General features: G+C 37.9%; 23 protein-coding genes. 17 read left to right on the forward strand and 6 right to left on the reverse strand.

The window, feature by feature from the left end; translation table 11 throughout:
* Positions 1-168 precede the first annotated feature (168 nt).
* Positions 169-726: a sugar O-acetyltransferase gene (locus tag C7B62_RS15325; RefSeq protein ID WP_106238257.1), complete on the reverse strand. Its 558-nt coding sequence runs from the start codon at positions 724-726 to the stop codon at positions 169-171.
* Positions 727-762: 36 nt separating this feature from the next.
* Here C7B62_RS15325 and C7B62_RS15330 point away from each other — a divergent pair, with 36 nt between their 5' ends.
* The 5 genes from C7B62_RS15330 to C7B62_RS15350 all read left to right on the forward strand — a co-directional run bounded on the left by C7B62_RS15330 (position 763) and on the right by C7B62_RS15350 (position 7200).
* Positions 763-1317, forward strand: a complete 555-nt coding sequence (locus C7B62_RS15330; protein ID WP_106238260.1) for a DUF1349 domain-containing protein — start codon at positions 763-765, stop codon at positions 1315-1317.
* A 286-nt stretch (positions 1318-1603) separates the two neighbouring features.
* Positions 1604-3028 (forward strand): glycogen synthase GlgA, encoded by a 1425-nt coding sequence (gene glgA, locus C7B62_RS15335; protein ID WP_106238263.1) that lies wholly within the window; start codon positions 1604-1606, stop codon positions 3026-3028.
* Positions 3029-3155: 127 nt separating this feature from the next.
* Complete coding sequence (locus C7B62_RS15340; protein ID WP_106238266.1) at positions 3156-4709, forward strand: CPBP family intramembrane glutamic endopeptidase; 1554 nt, start codon at positions 3156-3158, stop codon at positions 4707-4709.
* Between the two features lie 115 nt (positions 4710-4824).
* Positions 4825-5670, forward strand: a complete 846-nt coding sequence (folP, locus tag C7B62_RS15345; protein ID WP_106238269.1) for a dihydropteroate synthase — start codon at positions 4825-4827, stop codon at positions 5668-5670.
* Between the two features lie 459 nt (positions 5671-6129).
* Positions 6130-7200 carry a DUF3616 domain-containing protein gene (locus tag C7B62_RS15350; protein ID WP_106238272.1) on the forward strand — a complete coding sequence of 357 codons (1071 nt, stop codon included), beginning with the start codon at positions 6130-6132 and terminating at the stop codon, positions 7198-7200.
* 32 nt (positions 7201-7232) lie between these two features.
* On the opposite strand, the gene fabD is transcribed toward C7B62_RS15350, so the two are convergent.
* The gene (gene fabD / locus C7B62_RS15355) at positions 7233-8135 is read right to left on the reverse strand and encodes an ACP S-malonyltransferase (RefSeq protein ID WP_106238275.1); all 903 of its coding nucleotides are present in this window, start codon (positions 8133-8135) and stop codon (positions 7233-7235) included.
* 168 nt (positions 8136-8303) lie between these two features.
* On the reverse strand, positions 8304-8954 hold the full coding sequence (locus C7B62_RS15360) for a hypothetical protein (RefSeq protein WP_158260692.1): 651 nt from the start codon (positions 8952-8954) through the stop codon (positions 8304-8306).
* A gap of 1019 nt (positions 8955-9973) precedes the next feature.
* Here C7B62_RS15360 and C7B62_RS15365 point away from each other — a divergent pair.
* From C7B62_RS15365 to C7B62_RS15380, 4 genes are all read left to right on the forward strand, one after another.
* Entirely contained in the window at positions 9974-10900 is a 927-nt protein-coding gene (locus tag C7B62_RS15365) for a LysR family transcriptional regulator (protein WP_106238282.1), read from the forward strand.
* A gap of 253 nt (positions 10901-11153) precedes the next feature.
* Entirely contained in the window at positions 11154-11531 is a 378-nt protein-coding gene (gene rbfA / locus C7B62_RS15370; protein ID WP_106238286.1) for a 30S ribosome-binding factor RbfA, read from the forward strand.
* 33 nt (positions 11532-11564) lie between these two features.
* Positions 11565-13163: a glycoside hydrolase family 3 N-terminal domain-containing protein gene (locus C7B62_RS15375; RefSeq protein ID WP_106238289.1), complete on the forward strand. Its 1599-nt coding sequence runs from the start codon at positions 11565-11567 to the stop codon at positions 13161-13163.
* 211 nt (positions 13164-13374) lie between these two features.
* Positions 13375-13614: a DUF4327 family protein gene (locus C7B62_RS15380; RefSeq protein WP_106238293.1), complete on the forward strand. Its 240-nt coding sequence runs from the start codon at positions 13375-13377 to the stop codon at positions 13612-13614.
* A gap of 17 nt (positions 13615-13631) precedes the next feature.
* Here the strand turns inward: C7B62_RS15380 and C7B62_RS15385 are convergent, their stop codons facing one another.
* Positions 13632-14897 (reverse strand): pentapeptide repeat-containing protein, encoded by a 1266-nt coding sequence (locus tag C7B62_RS15385; protein WP_106238296.1) that lies wholly within the window; start codon positions 14895-14897, stop codon positions 13632-13634.
* Between the two features lie 421 nt (positions 14898-15318).
* On the opposite strand from C7B62_RS15385, the gene C7B62_RS15390 reads away from it, so the two are divergent.
* From C7B62_RS15390 to C7B62_RS15425, 8 genes are all read left to right on the forward strand, one after another.
* Positions 15319-15948: a GNAT family N-acetyltransferase gene (locus C7B62_RS15390; protein WP_106238299.1), complete on the forward strand. Its 630-nt coding sequence runs from the start codon at positions 15319-15321 to the stop codon at positions 15946-15948.
* A 225-nt stretch (positions 15949-16173) separates the two neighbouring features.
* Positions 16174-17019, forward strand: a complete 846-nt coding sequence (locus C7B62_RS15395) for a helix-turn-helix transcriptional regulator (RefSeq protein WP_106238303.1) — start codon at positions 16174-16176, stop codon at positions 17017-17019.
* A 94-nt stretch (positions 17020-17113) separates the two neighbouring features.
* Positions 17114-17533 carry an ester cyclase gene (locus tag C7B62_RS15400; RefSeq protein ID WP_106238335.1) on the forward strand — a complete coding sequence of 140 codons (420 nt, stop codon included), beginning with the start codon at positions 17114-17116 and terminating at the stop codon, positions 17531-17533.
* Between the two features lie 49 nt (positions 17534-17582).
* A complete protein-coding gene (locus C7B62_RS15405) occupies positions 17583-17966 on the forward strand; it encodes a DUF6463 family protein (RefSeq protein ID WP_146132114.1) in 384 nt (127 codons plus the stop codon).
* Positions 17967-18236: 270 nt separating this feature from the next.
* Positions 18237-18599, forward strand: a complete 363-nt coding sequence (locus tag C7B62_RS15410; RefSeq protein ID WP_106238310.1) for a hypothetical protein — start codon at positions 18237-18239, stop codon at positions 18597-18599.
* 264 nt (positions 18600-18863) lie between these two features.
* A complete protein-coding gene (locus tag C7B62_RS15415; protein ID WP_106238313.1) occupies positions 18864-20144 on the forward strand; it encodes a glycosyltransferase in 1281 nt (426 codons plus the stop codon).
* A gap of 109 nt (positions 20145-20253) precedes the next feature.
* Entirely contained in the window at positions 20254-21561 is a 1308-nt protein-coding gene (locus tag C7B62_RS15420) for a Rieske 2Fe-2S domain-containing protein (protein ID WP_106238317.1), read from the forward strand.
* Positions 21562-21615: 54 nt separating this feature from the next.
* The gene (locus C7B62_RS15425) at positions 21616-22167 is read left to right on the forward strand and encodes a GNAT family N-acetyltransferase (protein ID WP_106238321.1); all 552 of its coding nucleotides are present in this window, start codon (positions 21616-21618) and stop codon (positions 22165-22167) included.
* Between the two features lie 127 nt (positions 22168-22294).
* Here the strand turns inward: C7B62_RS15425 and C7B62_RS15430 are convergent, their stop codons facing one another.
* Positions 22295-22894, reverse strand: coding sequence for a hypothetical protein (locus C7B62_RS15430; protein ID WP_106238324.1), 600 nt, complete (start codon positions 22892-22894; stop codon positions 22295-22297).
* Complete coding sequence (locus C7B62_RS15435) at positions 22891-23223, reverse strand: DUF2834 domain-containing protein (RefSeq protein WP_106238327.1); 333 nt, start codon at positions 23221-23223, stop codon at positions 22891-22893. Before C7B62_RS15435 ends, C7B62_RS15430 begins: the two co-directional genes overlap by 4 nt.
* Positions 23224-23278: the final 55 nt, after the last annotated feature.

The following is a 23278-nucleotide window of genomic DNA, read 5'->3' on the forward strand; positions in this document are numbered from 1 at the left end:
AACCTTCTCTCGATCTAGAGCCGAAAGAATTATTGGCACTACCTTCTGCTACTTTCTAACTTTGTCGAACTCACGTTACTCGGCAAGCTTTGCATGCTTTACCATCTGCACTTTATTAATTTCATCGAACTCACTTTGCACTAGCGCATCACGATCACTACTCTTAAACTAAACACTCTTAATAACTCGACAAGGATTGCCAACTGCAACGACATTGCTGGGTATATTTTTTGTAACGACGCTACCAGCGCCAATAGTAGTATTTGAGCCAATCGAAACCCCAGGACAGACAATTACCCCACCACCAAGCCAAACATTATCACCAATAGTAACTGGCGCTGCTAGCTCTCTACCAGATAGTCTTAAATTAGGATCGGTAGGGTGATAGGCAGTGTAGATTTGCACTTTAGGTGCAAGTAAAACGTTATTGCCCAAATACACTTCGTTGCAATCAAGAATCGTACAGTCAAAATTAATTAATAAGTTATCCCCAGCAAAAATATGGCAACCATAATCACAGTAAAATGGCGGTCTAATCGCCAAGTTAGTCCCGATTTTGCCAAATAGCTGAGAAATTATTTGCTGGTGTTGTATGGGATCGGCAGGAGAAAAGTTAAAGCGATGAAGTAATTGACTTGCTGTAAACTGCATCCGAGTTAGTTCTTCATCCGTTGCTAAATACAACTCATTACTTAGCATTTTCTCTCTTTCAGTTTTCTCTGGCATAGTTATGCGTAAAGCTCTTTAGCACCAATATAAATTATGCAATGGCTCAACGAACCCTCTAACTGGAACATTAAAGACACAATAATTGAAGTCACTTCAACTCAAAACACAGATTTTTGGCGTAAGACTCACTATGGATTTATTAGAGATACTGGACATTTTTATTATCAACAGCTCACAGGAAATTTTATCGCAGAAGTAAAAGTTAGTGGTAAGTATCAAGATCTCTACGATCAAGCAGGATTAATGGTACGTCTGGACGAAAATAACTGGCTCAAATGCGGAATTGAATTAGTTGAGGGAGTACAGCAGATCAGTGCAGTAGTAACCCGTGACTATTCTGATTGGTCGATTGTCCCAATGCCACATAATCCTGCTTCAATTTGGCTTAGAGTAACTCGTCGAGATTCAGCCATAGAAATACATTACTCTCTAGACGCTCAGCAATACACAATGCTGAGAATGGCTTACTTGACTTTAGCTGCAACGGTGGATGTAGGAATTATGTGTGCTTCACCAGAGGGAAAAGGTTTTACAACTGTCTTTGAACAATTCAAGATTCATAGAGTAGCCAAATTAGAATCGGCATAACAAAAAGAAAAACTTTAAGTCAGACCGAAAAAAAGGAGTTGCGATCGCGTGCATTAATCCCCGTTGTAATTACCATTGCCAAGCCAAATAACAAGATCATGTCAATGCTAAAGATGAAATTATTGGTATGGATTAACAAGGGATAAATAGTTGAATAAAACATCACATCAATACTAAAGATTGTTGCGATTCAACATCTTTTATCTAATCCTCGCTTTTGCTGTCCCCTCTGACCTATATAATCACACAGGAAGCCATAGGCAAGATAAGCACCCATAAGTAATCAATGCGGATTTTATTTGTATCAGCAGAAGTAGCGCCAATCGCCAAAGTAGGCGGATTAGGGGATGTCGTCGGTGCATTCCCCAAAATTTTGAGAAAGCTAGGTCATGATGTCCGTATTTTTATGCCTTACTACGGTGGTTTATCAAAGAAGCTTGATATTTCCTCTGAGCCGATCTGGTGGGGTTCTGCGATGTTTAATCCCTTCGCAGTATATGAAAGCGTGCTGCCAGAAAGTGATGTTCCGTTATATTTATTTGGTCATCCTGCTTTTGATCCCGATCGCATTTACGGTGGGGAAGATGAACCGTGGCGGTTTACATTTTTTAGTAATGGTGCTGCTGAGTTTTGCTGGAACTATTGGAAACCAGAAATAGTTCACTGTCATGATTGGCATACGGGAATGCTACCAGTGTGGATGAATCAAGCACCTGATATTGCTACTGTCTATACCATTCATAATTTGGCTTATCAAGGCCCTTGGCGCTGGTATTTAGAGCAAATTACCTGGTGTCCTTGGTATATGCAGGGACATAATGTGATGGCTGCTGCGGTACAGTTTGCCAATCGGGTAACTACCGTATCTCCAACCTACGCCGAACAGATTAAAACTGTAGAATATGGTGAAAAGCTAGAAGGTTTATTATCTTTTATTAGCGGTAAAATCAAGGGAATTCTCAATGGCATTGATGTTGATAGTTATAATCCTGCCACTGACAAAGCTTTAACCGAAAATTTTACCCATGATTCTCTCGCTAAAAGAGCAGTAAATAAAGCTGCATTACAAAAAGAATTAGGTTTAAATCCAGATCCAGATGTCTTCTTGATGAGCGTTGTCTCACGATTAGTAGATCAAAAGGGGATTGGCTTACTGTTGCAGATCATCGATCGCTTTATGGCCTATAGTAATTCTCAACTAGTGGTTTTGGGTACAGGCGATCGCGAATTAGAAACTCAGCTTTGGCAGTTGGCAGCCCGTTTCCCTGGTAGAATGTCGGTACAGCTACTCTATAGCGATAATCTAGCCCGGAGAATCTATAGCGGTTGTGATGTCTTTTTGATGCCCTCTAAGTTTGAACCCTGTGGTATTAGTCAAATGTTAGCAATGCGCTATGGCTGTATTCCTATAGTTCGGCGTACTGGAGGTTTAGTTGATACAGTCAGCCACCACGAACCGATGAATAAAAAAGGTACTGGCTACTGTTTTGATCGCTATGAACCGTTAGATTTATTCACCTGTATGGTACGTGCCTCAGAAGGTTTTAGCTATAAAGATAAATGGCAAGAACTCCAGCAAAGAGCCATGTTGCAAGACTTTAGCTGGGTCAAATCAGCTTTAGAATACATCGAAATGTATAAAGAAATCTTGGGGCAGCCTACGGATTTAACGGCAGATGAACAGAAAAATTTAAAGGCTTTAAGTTCATAGCTACCTGTTCAAATCTGAAGAGTAAACGTAAAAAGCAATATGATTCTAATGCAGTTCGATAATTAGAATTTATGTCATCTTAAAAGAAACGACGTATTTTTAAATATAGACTTGTCTAGGAAAATAAATGACGATTAAACGAGCAATTTTAGCTTTACTAACTATCTTGGCGATCGTTCAAATTGGATCTTCTTTAAAAAATAGTTTTTCTCAACCCCAAATTCAAAGTCGTTTAGAGCTATATCAAACTAATTTAGTCCTCCAAGTGGCTGAGTTTAAATCAAGCCCGACAGATGATTTTGAGCTTAATAGTGCGGTTAGCTCTTTAGTGGGGCAAGATCCCTATACCGCAGCCAGCAGCAAGTACCAGCAAATCCGTCAAGAATCTCTTAGTAATCGTGATAATTTTCAATCTCAGCTACAGCAGCTTAGTCAAGCTGAATCAGGGGGGATCGAAGTAACTAATGCTCCAGCTAAGAATTCCCTGCTCAAAACGCAGCTACAACAAGAAATCGTCGAATTAAATCAATTTCTGAATGAACTAGATTTAAAGCAGGGAATTTTGTTAGGGGTGCAGCATAAATCAGCAGAGGCGATCGCTCTTTGGTCACAGGTAATTGATCGTCTCGATGCTAAAAGTCCTTATGCTCAAACGGCATCAGTACTCAAACAGCTGTGGCAGAATCAAGCTCAAGTAGATGTAGGTGCAGTAGCCATAATTAACCGCAATCTAGACGGTTGGTTTCGCTATCAGGCTTTGGCTAAATACAACGAAGTTAATCACCTCAAAGCAGATTTAGCCTTGCTACAGGAACAACAGTCAAAGGTTGCTACTAACTCGATCTTTAAACTTGCCCTAATTAGTGGTATTCCAGTGCTTGGTGGGATTGCTGGCGTAATTTTACTAGTTTCTTTGATTATTCAGCGTTTTGTTAAGCCCGAACAGGCAATTATGGCAACTAACAGTCAAATTGACTGGAAAACTCCTTGGAATTGGGAAATTACCTGGCAAGTTTTGATTGTCGGCTTTTTCTTTGTTGGTCAATTTGTGTTGCCGATTTTGATTAGCCTTGCTGGTATTAATCCTAGCAACTCGTCTTTGAGAATCAAGGCTTTATATGTTTTGGGAACTTACATTTTGATGTCTGTAGGGGGAATTTCGGTTTTATATTTATCGATCAAATCATACTTTCCTCTGCCCGAAGATTGGTTTAGATTTAAATTCAATACCAACTGGTTTATCTGGGGATTTGGTGGTTATTTGGTAGCCATACCTCTAGTCTTATTAGTGTCGGCGATTAATCAGCAGTTGTGGCATGGGCAAGGAGGCAGTAATCCTCTACTGTTTCTGGCTTTACAGGCTCAGGATCAAGTAGCGTTGGTAATCTTTTTTAGTACGGCTTCGATCGCGGCACCTGTTTTTGAAGAAATTATGTTTAGGGGTTTTTTGCTCCCGTCTTTAACCAGATATACTTCCCTCACTGGGGCAATTGTTATTAGCGGTTTCATCTTTGCCATAGCTCACCTAAGTTTATCCGAGGTGTTACCCCTGGCGACTTTGGGTATGGTTTTGGGTTTTGTCTATACGCGATCGCGCAATCTTCTTGCTCCCATGTTGCTCCATTGTCTTTGGAACAGTGGTACTCTAATTAGTCTGTTTGTCTTGGGTAGCGGGGTTTAATCTTGATAGTCTTGAACGAAGTTGTGATCTTCAATCCGTTTCATACAGGTTAGAGAATTATTTAAATGTTTGCTACAAATAGTCATAAATTGGGGACTAGGAAACTAGATTAACTATGACTTGGAAAATTCGCGATCGCACTTTTAACTGGGGAGAAAGAACTTATTTGATGGGTATTTTAAACGTCACCCCCGACAGCTTTAGCGATGGTGGTGAATTTAACAGCGTTGAAACAGCCCTAATTCAAGCCAGAGCAATGATTGCCCATGGTGCAGATATTGTCGATCTGGGGGGAGAATCAACTCGTCCTGATGCCGAACCAGTGTCCGTAGAACAAGAGTTACAGCGGGTTATTCCCGTAATTAAGCAGCTCCGCCAAGAAAGTAACATTCCCATCTCGATCGATACCACCAAAGCTGTTGTGGCACAGCAAGCGATCGCCGCAGGAGCAGATATTGTTAACGATATTTCTGGCGGGACTTTTGACCAGCAGATGTTAACTATCGTAGGGCAACTAGATGTTCCCATTATTTTGATGCATATGCGGGGTAATCCCCAAACGATGCAGTCTTTGACTGACTATCAAGATGTGGTATCAGAAGTAGTTGAATTTTTGACCGCACAAGTAGATCGCGCGATCGCCCTGGGTATCGATCAATCTAAAATTATGATCGATCCTGGGATTGGCTTTGCTAAGAAAGCCGAACAAAGTCTAGAATTGCTCCAACGATTAAACGAATTAACAGCTTTGCCTTTACCTGTTTTGGTCGGGGTATCACGTAAAAGTTTTATGCGTCCGATTCTGCACCAAGATGACCCGAAAGCTAGAATCTGGGGGACTGCTGCTGCTTGTTATGGTGCGATCGCTAGAGGTGCGGATGTTTTACGCGTTCATGATCTAAAACAGATGCATGATGTCTGTCGCGTAGCAGACGCGATCGAGCGTAAGCCTTTACAATAAATTAAGTATTTATACGCAAGTTGCGCGCTTGTTCCTTTGCCCATTTCCCATTGGTAACAAGTTAAGCAAAAGAGCAAAAAGTCAAGCGCTATATGTAGTGTCTTAATCTATTATTTAGCACTAAATATAGAGATAAACTTAACCTAAAGCGCGATCGCCTTGTTTCTAAGTTTGTTCTTTAGAAATAGTTTAAAAGCTTAAAGCTTAGAGCTTAGAGCTAATAACCATTTGACAAACAGCGTAGTCTCTTAACTTGTCACCAATGCCCATTTCCCCTTGCCCTTTAACCTAACCTGATAAATTAATTAGCACTCGTTAAACGAGAAGTATTGTAACCCAACCTATCAAGTCTCCAATGACTTTTGAAAAATAGTATGAACAGCAAAATATATTTTTAGATAGATTTTTTTTGCTGATTTTCTAATTAAGTTTAAAACCGATCCTTCTAAATAAATTCCAATGTCTAGAACTTCTTATTTTTTACTCAGTCGAATATTACTCAATTTTGAGGCTAGAGGGGATGATGTGATCAAAGATCTTTCTGCTGGTGCATTTTCTCCTGATGGTAATTTGTGGCTTGGATCTGATGAAATGGTCGCTGTAGAATGCTTGTCACCTATTGGAAGCAACAGTTATGGTCATCATCAACGCTTTTTAATTCAAGATTATATTGAGCTATTTAATATCGATGATGAAATTGATATTGAAGGAATGGATTATTCAGAAGGCTACCTATGGCTAACAGGTTCGCACAGTAACAAGCGTAAAAAAGTAAAAGGCAAACAAGACGCCGAAGACTTGGACAGGCTAGCTACAATTACTACCGATCTCAATCGATTTATCTTGGCGAGGATTCCTGTAATTGAGGGAGAGTTGGTCAAGTCTTATTCTCCAGTTGAAGGAGAAAAATTAACCGCAGCCTGTTTGGAAACTACTGAAAAACGCAACATACTATTTGAGATTTTAAAAGCAGATCGCCATCTTCAACCATTTATCAGTGCAGGTATTCCTGCCAAAGATAATGGCTTGGATATTGAAGGTTTAGCAGTAGTTGGCAACAAGCTATTTTTAGGTTTACGAGGTCCTGTACTGCGAGGTTGGGCGATTATTCTAGAATTACAAATAGAATCAATCCAACCAGGAATACTTACTTTAAAACATCTTACTGAGGAAGCCAAATACAAAAAGCATTTTTTCGACCTCAACGGCTTAGGCATAAGAGAGTTGTGTATTCGAGGCGAAGATATGATCATTCTTGCGGGACCGACTATGGATTTAGAAGGAGAAATGCAGGTCTTCTGTTGGCAAAAGGCTTTGAAAAATTTAGATGATCTAGTTCACTCTCAAGATAATGGCGATTTGGTTTCTTTGTTCGATCTACCTTTTACAATTGGTTCGGATCATGCCGAGGGATTAGCATTATATTCATATCTGGAAGCAGACGATAGTTTGATGGTTTTTTACGACTCTCCAGACCAACAAAGATTGAGACAAGAGAAACAAATATTCGTTGATGTTTTTCGGCTCTAAAAACACTTATACTCTATTTAATTTTAACTAGTCTAGGAAACTAAAGCAGGTGCTTTGCCATCTAGCTGTTCTACCGTGCCGATCGCTTCTAAGGCGATGTCTTTACAGGTTCTTTTGATTAAACCACACAAGACTTTTCCTGGCCCTATTTCGATGATTTCAGTTACTCCTGCTTGAGCTAATTGGAGCATAGTTTCACGCCAACGCACAGAATTAGTCATTTGTTGGGTTAATTTGCTTTTTAATACTTGGCTATCAGTTGTCGGCCGAGGGTCGACATTAGAAAGTACGGGAATTTTTGCTTCTTTAAATTCCACTGATTCTAATACCGTCAAAAATTCTTTGGCTGCACCCTGCATCAAAGGAGAATGAAAAGCACCCGATACGTTTAGGGCGATCGCTTTTTTAGCTTTAACCTGACTCAATACATTTTCTACCCCCTCAGGAGTACCAGAGATAACTACTTGAGCTTCGCTGTTATCATTAGCTAAAACTACGTCAGGAGTATTATTTAAAACTGTAGTTAGTTGATCGCGATCAAATTTCATTAATGCTGCCATTTTACCGCCATCGGCACTATGCATTAATTCGGCTCTTTTCTTAACTAGTCTTAATCCTGATTCAAAATCAAAGACTTCTGCTGCATATAAAGCTACGTATTCACCTAAGCTATGACCTGCAACTAACTGAGGTAAATCAACTTTTCCTTTGAGAAGATCGCTCAAAATAGATTCAACAACATATAAACAAGGCTGAGTATAAAGAGTGCAAGCTAGAGTTGTCTCGTCTCCTTGACAAATATCTAAAACAGACCAACCTAAGATTTTTTCTGCCAGTTCAAATTTTGCCTTGGCAACAGGAATATCCTGTAGATCCACTCCCATGCCGATTAATTGAGAACCTTGTCCTGGGAAAACCCATGCTGTTTTCGTCATTGATAAAAATGTGTTTTTCTAACGCTCAATATTGCTGATATTAGAAAATCCTTTTTTGTCTTCAGACTTTCTTAATAAACAGTCTGCTAGGAATTATCTCACTCTGACGACATATTTGTCTAACAGCAGAAAAAAGCTGTTGATTCTCGCTGTACAACCTATCTAAGGTTAAGTTATGCCTTGTAGTCCTAAAAAAACTAACCTGCTTTCAAGATCTGCCTGGTTAAGGGAAGTTTTTTCTGTCGGAACTTGCTTTTTGGCAAAAGCAAGAACTTGCAAACCCTCTTTAATCATTAACTCTGCTTCGATTACAACTCTTTCTGAATCTAGCTCAACTAATTTACCGCTATCATCTACCATGTGCTGCGCGCGAGGTAAGATTATTTCTGGAGCGCCTTTTATGTAAATAATTTTTCCATCCACATTTGGATGCAAAGTTGCCATAGATCGACATCTAGATGCCAACACAATAGTAGCCAATTTAGGCATCAATTGCTGCAAACTAGATTGATTTAGTTTCGCTTTGCTGGCAGCAGCGATTAAAGCTCCCTCAACCGAATTCCCATTCACAATCCACTGCCCTGCTTTATTTTCCTGCAAGTGAGAATCGTTACACAGAATTCCTGCTATCAAGCATTCTCTCAGAGCGGTATGAGAATAAACTTTCTTTGTATCTAGTAGCCAGCATTTTGACTCTTGAGGTGATTCTTCAAGGATATATCCTTCTGGACTATAATCCAGCCCATTTACTTGGTAATGCTGCCGTCCTGCATAAATTTTTTGAACGATTAAATTATCGTAATATTGTTCAGAACTCATCGTCTTTTTGGGGATAAATGTAAAATTTTCAATTGTCAACAAAATTAATCTGAAATATTCTCGTTTCTGCATATAGAGAAAATGCAAATACAGGAGAGCTTGAGAGATTATTTTAAATAGTTATTATGGTTAAAAATTAGCTACTAACCGTAGAGGGGTTTAGACATACCTATTTAGTATTAAAAGAAAATTAAATAACTTTTCTGTTGTAGTAGTGACAAAAGTTATTAATGAGTTTAAGTGAGCTAAATCTTCTAAAAAAAATGGTTATATTAAGCTATATTGCTACAGGAGCAATATGAACAAAACGAGATGATTTTGTCAACAATAAATATTCAAGATACAAGCTCAACCTAAACAGACTCAAGTAATTGCAGAGACTGAGTCGAGGAAATTACAAGCTAAATTTTAAGGTGGACATTGACCAGGAATTCTGGGGGTTTGACTATATTTCCAAGCCAAACTTTTTAAGCAGTTTAACCAAACCACAACTCGCCCACTATTAATATAGTGGTGCATTAGGGTCGAAAATAATTGGCATTGGCTTTTTATAAAAAAGTCCACAATTTTACCAAGAATATTACAATACTAATTTTAGATGTTCGCCCTCAAAATGACAACCTATGTCAGTTATTTGTCAGTTATTTAACAAAAGTTATTGTCGAGTTACAGGCTTTTATCAAACATTCTATCCCTCATTAATTCAAGATAATTGCCAGGGTTTTGAGTTTTAAGCAAGGCAAGCAAAAAAAGGGATATTTCATTCTAAGTTCTAGCACTTTTTTACTTATACCTACTAAAAACTTGCAAAATTTTGGCGATTACGCTCCGCGTACCCTTCGGGATCGCTATTTGGGTAATTCATTGGCTACAGCAAAGCCATAATTAACTACCTAGGACAAATAATCATGAATGAGAATAAATTTTATCATAATTTTTAGATTATGATTTTTGGTTAATGCATTGCTTTTTGTATATGATAAAATAAGTAATCATTGCATATTAAGGAGCAAAGTCTCTTGATTCCAGCCACTCTGCATCAATTAAAGGTGTTTGAAACAGTTGCCCGTAACGGTAGCTTTACCCGTGCGGCAGAAGAACTTTTAATTACCCAACCAACCGTTTCGAGTCAAGTCAAGCAGCTTACTAGTTCAGTAGGACTACCTTTATTTGAGCAAATTGGTAAAAGACTATATCTTACTGATGCAGGTCAAGAGTTACTGCTTACCTGTCAAGACATTTTTGAAAAGCTAAACAACTTTGAAATCAAAATAGCAGATCTCAAAGGAACGAAACAGGGGCAGCTAAATTTAGCTGTGATTACTACTGCTAAATATTTTGTACCTAGATTACTTGGTTCTTTTTGTCAAAACTATCCTGGTATTGATGTTGCGCTTCAGGTGACTAATCATCACGAAATTCAACAGCGTATGTTAGCGAATAAAGATGATCTATACGTAGTTAGTAATCCCTCTAACGATATTGATTTGACTACTAAGCCATTTCTTAATAACCCTTTGGTGGTAGTGGCGAGAAAGGATCATCCTTTAGCAAACAAAAAAAATATCGATCTAAAAGAGTTAAACGATCAGCCTTTCATTATGAGAGAGCAAGGTTCGGGTACAAGAGAATCGATTATGAAACTGTTGGCGGAAAATAATCTTTCAGTCAAGGTTAAGTTGGAGTTAGGCAGTAACGAAGCAATTAAACAGGCTATTTATGGAGGATTAGGCATTTCTATTTTGTCAGAACACTGTCTATTTTCTGAGGGTATGACAGGAGAATTAACTATCCTCAACTTTAAACACTTTCCTCTTAAGCGCCGTTGGTTTGTTGTCTATTTAGCTGGCAAAAAGCTCTCGGTCATTGCGGAAACCTTTCTTGATTATTTATTAGAAGAAAGTCCCAAGATGTCTTTTCCCAAGTCAAGTATTTTAGCTAGATAAAATAATTTAATCATGAACAATCAATAATGATCTCTCCTGGTTAAATAATCGCGCGCTCATTGATAATAAAATAACAGGGTTTTGCTCTGCCAAGGTTGCACTTTTGCTTGAGTTATAGCAATCCAAGCCAAGATGAAATATGGCACTTTATGACATCGCCACTAGTTATACTAAATTCTGTGAGTACAGCTTATGTTAAAAGTAGGTGAGGCAAGTTTAATAAATTTAATACTGTTTTGATCAGGTGAAAATTATGGCTAATAGTCGTCGCGTCGCTCGTGTAGCTGCTTTGATTAAGCGAGAAGTGAGCCAAATGTTGTTTAGTGAAATTAAAGACGATCGCGTTGGGGCGGGGATGGTAAGTATTACCGACGTAGACGTTTCGGGAGATCTGCAACACGCTAAAATTTTTGTCAGTATTTATGGGACAGATGAAGCCAGAGAAGAAACCATGGCTGGCTTAGATTCTTCTTCTCACTATATTCGCAAGGAATTGGGTAGTCGGATGAAGTTAAGGCGCACTCCTACGGTTCAGTTTTTGGAAAATCCTCTAGAACGAGGGGACAATATGTTAAATCTACTCAATAAAATTAGTCAAGAGCGACAAGACAAATCAGAAGTAGTAGATTAAGTTGGTAATAAATATTCAGATGATCGGCGATTGATGAAAGATTGGCGAAGTTTATCACTTAAAGAGCAGATTGCTCAAATGATTGTGGTTCGTGCTTCAGGTCATTTGTTCGATCACCAAATCCGATATCCTGCTTGGGAAGCTAATAATCAACAATTAAAAGCCTGGGTAGAAGATTTTAATCTCGGTGGTGTGATTCTACTGGGAGGAAGTAGTGTTGAATTGCAGGCGCGATCGCAACAGTTACAGAGTTGGGCAAAGATTCCCTTGTTTATTGCTGCGGATATTGAAGAAGGTATTGGACAGCGTTTTCCTGGAGGGACTTGGTTTCCCCCGCCTATGGCGCTGGGTAAGATTTATCAGCAGAATTCCAACTTAGCCCGCCAATATGCCTATCAAATGGGAGAAGTGACGGCACAGGAAGCCCTGGCTGTAGGGGTTAACTGGTTACTAGCTCCTGTGGTGGATGTTAATAATAATCCCGATAATCCCGCGATTAATATTCGCGCGTTTGGCGATCGCCCTGAAGTAGTTGCCGATCTAACTACCGCATTTATTCAAGGTGCTAAATCTACGGCTATTTTAACCACCGCCAAGCATTTTCCTGGACATGGAGATACTTCTACTGATTCTCATTTGGATTTGCCTGCTTTGAATCATTCTGAGTCTCGATTAGCCACAATTGAACTACCTCCTTTTGAACAGGCGATCGCTGCTGGAGTAGATAGTGTGATGACGGCTCATTTATTAATTTCTGCTTGGGATAGTGAGTTACCCGCCACTGTCTCGAAGAAAATTGTGACCGAAATACTCAGAAATCGTTTAGGTTTTTCTGGTTTAGTCGTCACAGATGCCCTCATTATGGGCGGAATCACTAAGTATGCACCTCTTGAAACAGTTGCAGTGATGGCAATTGAAGCAGGTACTGACATCTTATTGATGCCTGATAATCCAGAAGTGGCGATCGCCTCAATTTATGATGCGGTGCAAACGGGACAGATTAAGGAATCAAGAATTCACAAGTCCCTAGAACGCATTTGGCAGGCTAAACAGCAAGTTTTTACTAATTTGATTGGATCTGTAGATGTAACCAAAAAATTGTCGAGCGATCGCGCTAAATCTACCGTCAATTCAATCCTCCAAAATTCTCTACAACAAAGTAAGACATCAGTAATTACTGATCCTCATTCACTAGGGCGTAATTTAATCGTCGTAGATGATGTATTAAATGCAAATTACCTAGATCTTAATTCTCCAGCGATTACTATCCCCCAGAAATATAATTATCAAAGGCAACTTGTAGACAGTAATACTTTGGACTGTATTTTATTAGATTCTCGTCCAACTCTACTACAGATATTTATTCGAGGTAATCCTTTTCGCGGTAATGCAGGTTTAACCGATCAAACTAAAGCAATATATCAAAAACTATTGGCAAGTCAGCAGTTACTGGGTGTTGCAATTTACGGCAGTCCTTATGTCCTGGAATGGTTTCAAAGCATGATCTACTTAGATTTACCCTGGGTGTTTACTTATGGACAAATGCCACAAGCTCAAGCGATCGCACTTCAGGCTTTATTCGCTGACAAAGCTCACACTCTAGAATTCCAATCCCATGATTTTGGCTTTTAGTGAAATCAACTGAAGTAACAAATAACAGTAAATCCTGACAAAGTGCTTAATCAAATCTTAATTTACGGTTGATTTTCTTGATATTAATAAGCTTTTGTAATTTTAGATACAGCAATTATTTATATTGTTGCTAGAAAGAGCTTGTTTAATAGTTTATATTTAAAGAAAGCAAGATTAATTTTAAAGTTATTTATTTATACGGTAATAAAACATGACTGCTACTGCACAATCATACCTTCCTATTAGCTATTCTCTTGATACTCTCAAAGATGAAGCTCGCCAGCTCATCGAAACAGGCGTTATTAGCCCTCAACAATCGATCTATACCCTCTGCAAATATATCCCTGTCCGTGAGTGGGTGACAATTGAATGTCAGTTAGAAAGAGCTGACTATTTGCTCAGAGATCCAATTGGTGATTTAGTTTCCTACGACGACTGGGAAAACGATTAATATCTTTTAGCCTTTATCTAAGGCATCAACTGTTCTAGCTGGGTGCGCCAAATTTTCAGCTTGAGCGACCATGGATATTCTGGATTTTGAGTCCAAAAGATATATCCAGCAGTAGCTACAATAGCTATCAGTAAAATGCCTAGTCGATTTCCCCCTGACTTTTTCTTGACTGTAGTTGATTGAACTAGTTGATTTTGATTATGCTGTATCTTTGTGGGGGAAGAAGATAAAGCGCTAGTTTTTAAATCAATAGATTTTTCTTTGACCGTTAAATCGGGTTTAAAATTATTTTTATGACTGTTGAGAGTCGATAATTTAGTGTGGCGATCGCTAATTATGGATTTAAGTCTAGCACCTTTAAGATTAGCCCGATCTAGATCCACTCCACAAACATTTGCCCCAGCTAAATCACTATTAGTCAAGTTGGCATTAGTTAAATTACTGCGACGTAAAATAGTGTGGCTTAGTTTGGCGTTAGTTAGATTCGCCGACTCAAAGTCTACTCCTTGAAGATTAGCATTACTGAGATCTGCACCACTCAGATTCTTTCTCGCCGCACCATAATTAACAATTTCCCAGACAGAATACCATTTAGGATCGATCATAGTCTTTTGGCTAAATTTAGCTGTTTTAAAATTGGCAAATTTTAGCTCCGCATCTTTGAAATATGTGCCACAACATAATGCACCAGAGAAATTAACCGCCGTAAGATTTGCATAACTAAAATAAGCATTTCTCAAGTCCGCATTTTGCAAATTAGCCCCAGTCAAATCTGCTTTATAAAAATAGGCACTACTTAAATTAGCGCTATTAAAATTAACGTTTAGCAATTTAGCATTACTCAAATCAGCATTACTTAAATCAGCACGAAATAAATTAGAATTGCTGAGATCGATGCCTGAAAAATTTTTATTTACAGCTTGATGATTGACAATTTCATATACCTTGCGATATTTAATTGCCATGATTGTTTTAGTATTAATAGTAGCCTGAGCAAAAATTACATAATCTAAGTTTGCTCCTTTAAAATTAGCATCAAAAAGATTTGTACCTAACAGGTTTGCCTGCTCTAAATTAGCATTGGCTAACTGAGAATTACTTAAATCCGCCTGACTAAAATTAGCTTGTTGAAGAATAGCCCCTTTTAGGTTAATTCCCCTGAGATTAAGGTTAATTAGATTAGCTTGAGCCAGATCTGGTGTTATTTGTTTGTGCTTGCTATACCAGCTATTCCATGTCTCAACTCCTTGCTTAATTAATGCCAAATGTTCTGAGTTTGCCATCGTACAAATTTACTAAAATGATTTACTTATAACTACAATATAACTGAATCTTTTTAACGGGCTAAATAATAATATTGTTATTAAATATTAAATATATATCGTAGTATGACAGACCGTCATTTGCCACATTGTTAAACTAAGATAATTAAATTTAATTAACATTCATATTGACAATTAAATCTATGAATTATCAAGCGAGGATGACGTTGATAATAAATACTAAGTGAACAAAACAGATTTGATTAAAGTATGGATAATGCAAGGGTAATTATGCTTTATATAAGTAGTAAATAGCGCGCCAAACATCATAACAATTTACAATAAACTAAGATGATCTCAACTAATTTGAATTTAAGGCTTGACTTAGTTTATCTAGTTATCTGGCGATCGCTTTGATTGATTTTTGTTTTTGTCACTATACATGAATATTTTCTTAAAAACTAACCGCTTAATTCTACGCAACTTGACTCAAGATGATGTGGATAATTTAGTCATGCTGGATAGCGATCCTGAAGTAATGCGGTTTATCAATGGTGGAATTGCTACTACAAGGCAGGCGATCGCTAATGAGTTTTTACCCTACGCAACAGGCTATTACAACAAATCTGAAAATTTGGGTTTCTGGGCAATAGTAGAACAACAAAGCCAAGAGTTTATTGGTTGGATATTTTTACGTCCTGAAGTGGATTTTAAATTGTTGCAACAGCTAAATCTTGCTGAACCAGATGCAGTGGAATTGGGCTATCGTCTTCGTCAACAAAGTTGGAACCAAGGCTACACGACAGAAGTTGCTCAAGCATTAATCAGCAAAAGCTTTACTGAATCGAAAATAAATAAAATAGTTGCCTGGGCTTTAACTGAAAACAAGGCATCTACAAGAGTAATGCAAAAGGTAGGCTTAAAATTGCAGCAAGCATATTTTGTCACTGCGGATATGCTACCGCAAAGCTTATTGGAAAATTCTTTGGTTCAAAATTTATTAGATCGTCAATTGGTTAAGTATCAACTAGATAGAGCAACTTGGAATTCAAAACAATCCGATCCAGCTTAAAAAACTTTAGATTTTGGACTTACTGAGCTTTTCAGTTGAGTAGAATACATGAGTTGAATTTAAAGAGCTAAAAGCTATCCTAAAGGATTCCCTTCGGTCAAAGCTAAAAGCTAAAAGCTAGTTAATCAACAGCGTAGTCTATTCAATTGAAAACTGCTGTAATTGCCGTTGAATATAATAGGATATTGCTTTTGAATGACAAGAATTAAATCGGGTAATTAATTGATGTCAACTAAAATCTCAACTCCATCTTTGTTGACTTCTAGCAATCGAGCAAATTGGCAGGGAGTATCTTTAGAGCATTATCTATATCCAGCTTACGAAACTCCAGAACATACTCTGACAGAGCATCACATTTGTTTTTATGTTGGTCAACCTTTAATTTACGAACAGGTTATCAACGGTAAGTTGCGATCGCTCAATTGTATTTACGGCGATATAGTAATTTATCCTGCTGGTTTGACTCAAAAACTCAGCTGGAATAAAAACGCAGAAATTATTCAGTTAGACATCAATCCAGCATTGCTAACTCAAGCCTGTCAAGATGCATCGCGATCGCACAAGCTTGAACTCATTCCCCAGTATGGCATCAGGGATACTTTAGTTCAACAGTTGCTTTTTACTTTGCTGGGGGAATTGCAATCTGGCTTAAACAACAGTTTGTATACCGAATCACTGCATCATACCCTCTGTTTGCATTTACTCAGACACTACACTATATCCCAAGCAGATACTAGTTACATAGATGATCCTTTACCACCTTATCTTCAGCGACGGTTAGATGAATATATTCAGGCAAATTTATCACAGAACATTACCCTGTCAGATATGGCTCAAGTAACTAGTTTAAGTACTTCTCACCTGACCAAACTATTTAAGCAAAGTCAAGGAATTTCTCTATATCAGTACGTTATTCAATGTCGCATCGCTAGAGCAAAACAATTATTGAAACACAAACAATTAACTATTGCTGATATTGCGACTCAAGTGGGTTTTGCCGATCAAAGTCATCTAACTCATCACTTCAAGCGTCATGTTGGTGTAACCCCGAAAGCTTTTCGACAACTTTAAAGCAGAATCTGCTAAAAACAGCAAAATCTACAATATTTATCTACACATCATCTCCTAACCTGTAAACAAATCAAATCAACAGGAGATGCAAATCATGTCAACTGAACAAAATAAAGCGATCGCAATGAAACTAGCTACCGATGGCTGGGGAACAGTTTCAGGTTGGTCAAAAATCTGGGATGAATTGGTAGCAGAAGAAGTAGTTAGACACTTTTGTAGCACCAACCAGCCAATCGTGGGTTTAGAAGCCAACAAAAAGTTTGAAGCTAGCTTGTTCGAGGGATTTCCTGAGATTAAACAAACGATTACAGCTATTGTAGCCGAAGCCGATAAAGTGGTTTATTTTCATTCATTAAAAGGAATGCACTCTGGCACTTTTATGGATATTCCCCCTACAGGTAAATGGGCAAAAACTACTGGTTTTACGATGCTACGTATTGCTCATAGCCAGGTTGAAGAAATGTGGTATGAAACCAATTTACTAGAACTGATGCAGCAGTTAGGGGTGGCGTAGTTTGCAGAATACTAACTTTTGGCTTAAACAGAAAAATCAGGAGTTTATTATGCTTCGTTTAGCTGGTTGGTGGTGGATTGGAGTAAGTGCGCTTCATGCTTTGGGAGGAATAATTTTATATTATCCTCAATGGCAAGAAATAGCGCAGGCAGGATGGTTCAATGTCGTAGCACCAGATCCATTTACACCAATATTTTCTCGTGAGACTGCCTTTTGGTTTATCTTACTTTCGCCTTTTATTTATCTTGTGGGAGAATTATGTCTTTGGGCATACCGCCAAAAATTAACTTTGCCCAGTTCTGTCGGCATAATTTTACTAATTACCATGTCAATCGGGGTATTTTTAATACCCATATCTGGTTTTTGGCTTGGTTTCCCCCCAAGTATGATGATGCTTTACTCATCAAAAATATCTCAACATCAAAATAGTTGATTCAGCCTGAAGATAAAAACTTGTTTGAGATTAGGATGTTATAGAAAATAATTAAAAAGCGATCGCAATAAAGATATGGTGATTTTTATCAGGTAACGTTTAAAAATTCGCCATCAACTATTATGACCTGTAATCCTCAAGTGATCGCTTGAGGATTACAGCTTGGTTTTTGGAGATCACTTTGAAACTAAACCTGAGTCACCTAAAACACTTATTGTTATTTCTATTATGGGTGCAAGAAGTTAAAAATAAGTACTCAAAATAAATTATATGGCTAACTTACAGTTTAATGAGCGTAATCCCTGGAATCCCTTTGAACCAACGAAAAGAGATATCGATAGAAGTGAGACTTTAGGAAAAAAGAGCCAAGTCGCTGTAGGACTTTTAGGTATTTTAATCTCGCCTATTATATCTGCAATCTATTTGAATAGAGCTGCCAATTCATTAAAGATTGCTGGCTATACCTTTGCTTTGGTTATTGTTATTTCTCTTGGTGCTAGTGATGAGGATGAAGCATTTTCCATGGGTTTAGGAGCAGGATTCATAGGTAATATTGTAATCATGAGTGAACAGTTTATGGCTGTAAGCAGTGCTAGGAAACGCCAGCCTGTTGAAAAAAAGACAGTTACATAATCAAAAATAATTGTAGTTTAACGTACGTCATTTTCGAGATCAAATAATTTTGCCGAAAAAAAAGCGCTCATTACTCTTTAAGATAGTGATCGCTTTTCGTAGTGAGCGATCGTATTTCATTATTAAGCATAGACAAATAATTCGTCAGAACAAAATCTAGTATTATTTGTGGCAATGTTTTATTTCGCTAAAATCGATACTACTGTCATTAAACGAGCGATCGCACTGAGCTTAGTTTAACTATATTTTGTCCCAGCAATTACCATGAAAATTAGTTTATTGACCATAGGTACTCGTGGCGATGTTCAACCTTTTATCGCCTTGGGTTTAGGGTTGCAAGAAACAGGATATCAAGTAGAGATAGTCACCCATGCCATATTTGAATCTTGGATTAGAAGTTATGGTTTTAATTTTGCAGTCATTGAAGGCGATCCCCAAGAATTTATTGCCTCAGAAGAGGGGAAAAAGATATTAGAATCTGGTAAGAACCCTTTAGAGTTTGTCCGTTTGTTTGCCGAATCCATTAGTCCCTTTGTGGATAGTCTAATGACAGATATTTGGCGAGTCTGTCAGTCAACAGATATCATTATTGCCCACAGCATTCTATTTTGGACATACGATCTGGCAAAAAAGCTGGATATTCCTTATTGTTTAGCTTCTTTTACCCCTCTGACGGCTACTTTTGACTATCCTGTAGCCTTAGCTAATAAATCTCTAGGCAGTCTGTTTAATTATCTAAGTTACCCTGTAGCTTCCTTTGTTCTGTGGCAAATATTTAGAAACCCAGTCAACCAATACTTGAAAACCAATCTAGGTTTATCTCCTCGTTCGATCTGGCGATCGCCTTTAATTGAGATCAAACAGAATAGCTCTATACTTTATGCTTATAGTTCTTCAGTTTTACCAAGAGGTAAAAATTGGTCTGATAACATTTATATTACTGGTTACTGGTTTTTGGAATCTAAACAAGATTGGACAATACCGCAAGATTTAATCGACTTTTTGAATAATGGTTCACCCCCAGTTTATGTTGGTTTTGGTAGTATGAGCGACAGAGATCCTCTAGCCACAATGGAAATTGTCTTAGCTGCTTTAGCAAAAACAAACCAAAGAGGAATCATCGCAACTGGTTGGGGCGGGATTGATGATTTGAACTTACCTAGTAGTGTATTTAAGATCGATTCCATTCCTCATGATTGGCTATTTCCACAATGTGCAGCGGTAGTGCATCACGGAGGCGCAGGGACTACGGCTGCTGGTATGAAGGCTGGCGTACCTTCAATTATTGTGCCATTTTTTTCTGACCAACCCTTTTGGGGTTATCGAATATTTGATTTAGGTGTGGGTACAGAACCAATTTTGCGATCGCAACTCACTGTAAATAAATTAACAGCAGCAATTAATCAAGCTATTCAAGACGGACAAATGCAAACTTCTGCTCAACGAGTAGGAAACCAAATTCGTTCGGAAGACGGTGTAAAAAAAGCAGTCACGATAATTTCCTCTGTAGTTAATCGATGGATAACTCGTCAGGACAGAATCTAGTATTACTCATGGCGAAGTTTTATTTCGCTAAAATCGAGATTATTGTCATTAAAAAAAGCGATCGCCTTATTCAATCTATACTTAATTAGAGTAGTATTCTGGCAAAAATATGTCGTCGTTTAATTTTTTTCAGCATTGGTACCCTCTATTACCTGTTGAAGATATCGATCCACAAAAACTAACTACTGCAACTTTACTAGGAACTTCTCTAGTAATTTGGAAACCAAGCTCATCATCAACCTATCAAGTATTTTTAGATCTTTGTCCCCATCGACTTGCACCCTTGAGCGAAGGCAGAATTGATGAGTCTGGTAATTTAATGTGTAGTTATCATGGTTGGCAGTTTAACATCAAGGGAGATTGTACCCGCATTCCTCAAGCAGATAATCCCGATCTGATTGCTAAACAGAGTCAGAACTTTTGTGCTACCGTTTTTCCTTCACGCCAAGAAAATGATTTGCTGTGGGTGTGGATGGATGCAGATACACCAGAAATTGCTGCTAAAACCGATCTTCCTCTATCTCCTAAAATTGATGCTAGCAAAGGTTATGTTTGGTCTTCTATGGTGCGGGATCTAGAGTATGACTGGCAAACATTAGTAGAAAACGTCGCCGATCCTAGTCATGTTCCTTTTGCTCATCATGGCATCCAAGGAAATCGCGATCGCGCTATGGCAATTCCTTTAAATATTGTGCGATCAACAATGGATATGATCGAAGCAGAAGTTGATAAGCCTTTTCAAACCAAAATTACTTTTGAACCTCCTTGTCATTTGGAATATGACATTGTTTTACCTGGGGGTGATAAACAAATAGGCTTGGTAACTTATTGTCTGCCTGTTGCACCTGGAAAGTCTCGAATTGTGGCGCAATTTCCCCGTAATTTTGCTCAAAAGCTTCATTCTTTAATCCCTCGCTGGTGGGATCACATCCAAAATCGTAATGCAGTTTTAGATGGTGACATGGTTTTGCTACATCAACAGGAAAACTTCTTGCAGAATAACAATTGGAAAACTGCTTATAAAATGCCTACCAGTGCTGATCGCTTGGTAATTGAATTTCGCAATTGGTTTGATCGCTATTGTGATAGCACATTACCCTGGAATGAAAAGAGCGTTAATTCTGCTTCTACAACAGAAACGTCTCGTGAAGTTTTACTAGATCGCTATCATCAACATACACAACACTGTAGCAGCTGCCGAAAAACCTTAAAAACAATCCAGCTTATGCAATGGCTATTGCTAGCTTATTTTGTGGTAGTTGTTTCCACTGTGGCAGTATTGCCAGATAGTCTGAGAGTCAGTTGGGGTTTATATTTGTTAATCTTTGCCCTTTTAGGATTAGGAATTGCTGCTGTCTTGAGGTTTTGGCTGATGCCTAAATTCTACTTTGTGGATTATGTCCATTCAGAAAGATAAAAGCGATCGCTGACACAACCAAAACAGTGATAGTGATATCTAAAATCAATACCTATGGAAAAATTCGATTTTCGCACTCCTCAATCAGATTTATTATCTCTTGTCATTGAAGGCGATCGCCTAAAACTATCAGTTATTGATAATAAGTTTGAACAAGATATTTTTCGAGAATTTACTGAAGAGATCACAACATACATGATTCCTTCTCCTACCAAAAATATCCAGGAAACTCGAGATTTCATAGCTGCGAGTAAACATGGTATTGAAAGTGGCTACAATTTACAGTTCGTAGTGGTATCTAAAATAAATCAAGAGTTTTTAGGCAATTGTGGTCTTCATGGCAACAACAATAAAGCTAAAACTCCAGAAATCGGTATTTGGCTCAAAAAAGATGCTTACGGTCAAGGTTATGGTTTAGAAGCTGTGACTACGTTGGTCAATTGGTCAAACAAGCATATAAACCTCGATTATTTTATCTATCCAGTAGATCGCAGAAATATTGCCAGTCGGAAAATTCCCGAATCCCTTGAAGGTAAGATTATCAAAGAATATCAGGATAAAATATCTTCTGCAAAAATCTTAGATTTGGTGGTTTATAAAATTTAGATACAAAATCAAAAAAAGCAATAATAATTAAAAAGCGATCGCAGTAGAGATGATCTCAATTAATTTGAATTAAAGGCTTTACTTAGTTGATCTGGCGATCGCTCTTCTTTATTTGGGAATCATAGTATTAAGTGACTATGGGTTTTTCTGCCCTTTTCATCAACAGGATTAGCCGTAGAATTAAGGCAAAGATCAACATAGCTACCCACGGTGTATAAAACAGCCAAGATTCGCCTAATCTCTTAGCAAAAGCAACGGTAAAAGATAGCCAAAGATAGTATATTCCTAACTTATGCAAAATTTTCCAGTTACGTCTGCCTAAAATAGCAGCAGGGCGTTTGAAAGAAGTAATGGTCATTAACAGAATAAATACGTAGCCTAAATTAGCGCCAAAATTGTCCCGTACCATATTTTCTGAGGTTAAAACTGCCACTTCCGCGATCGCTAGGGCATGAAATCCGTGAGATATTGCCATGGATAGCCCGAAATAGCGCCTATTCTGTAGTAACCAGGTGGAAACTTGACTTGGCTTGAGTTTTTGCCACGCTGAGGCAATAAAAGCCAATAAAAATAAAATACAGGAAGAGCGAGCCGTAAATCTAATTAAGAGCCGAAAACTGTCCTCACTCATGCCCTTAGCTAACAAAATTAAAGCAAATACTGTAACAATAATTAGGGTTGAGTATTGAACAATCTGCCATTTCTGAATCGGCAATAGTATGTTCATGTGGCTTCACTTAATAATTGTGTTTTTAGCTTAGTTAATCGCATTCCCAAAAATAAAGGTAAAGCACAAGACAAACCGATGATTAAATTCACCACAATATAAACCCAGAGAAATTTCATCTGCAGTTTTGTACCTTCTTTCAACACAAAAATCCAAAACACGAGGGAAGAAGTAAATAAATCTAAAGAGAAAGCGCTAGAGGCTTGATTGGCAAATGATTGTGACCAAAACAACGATAAATTTAAGCCATGATCCACAACAAAGGGGATTAATTGTGAATAAGGCACAACAAAACCGACTATGGCTAAAACCAAATAAATTATTTGCATGACTATGATTAATTTCGAATTAAACTTAGTGTAAATATTGTCTAAATCCCTGTCT

This window comes from Pleurocapsa sp. CCALA 161, assembly GCF_003003995.1.
Lineage (GTDB): Bacteria > Cyanobacteriota > Cyanobacteriia > Cyanobacteriales > Xenococcaceae > Waterburya.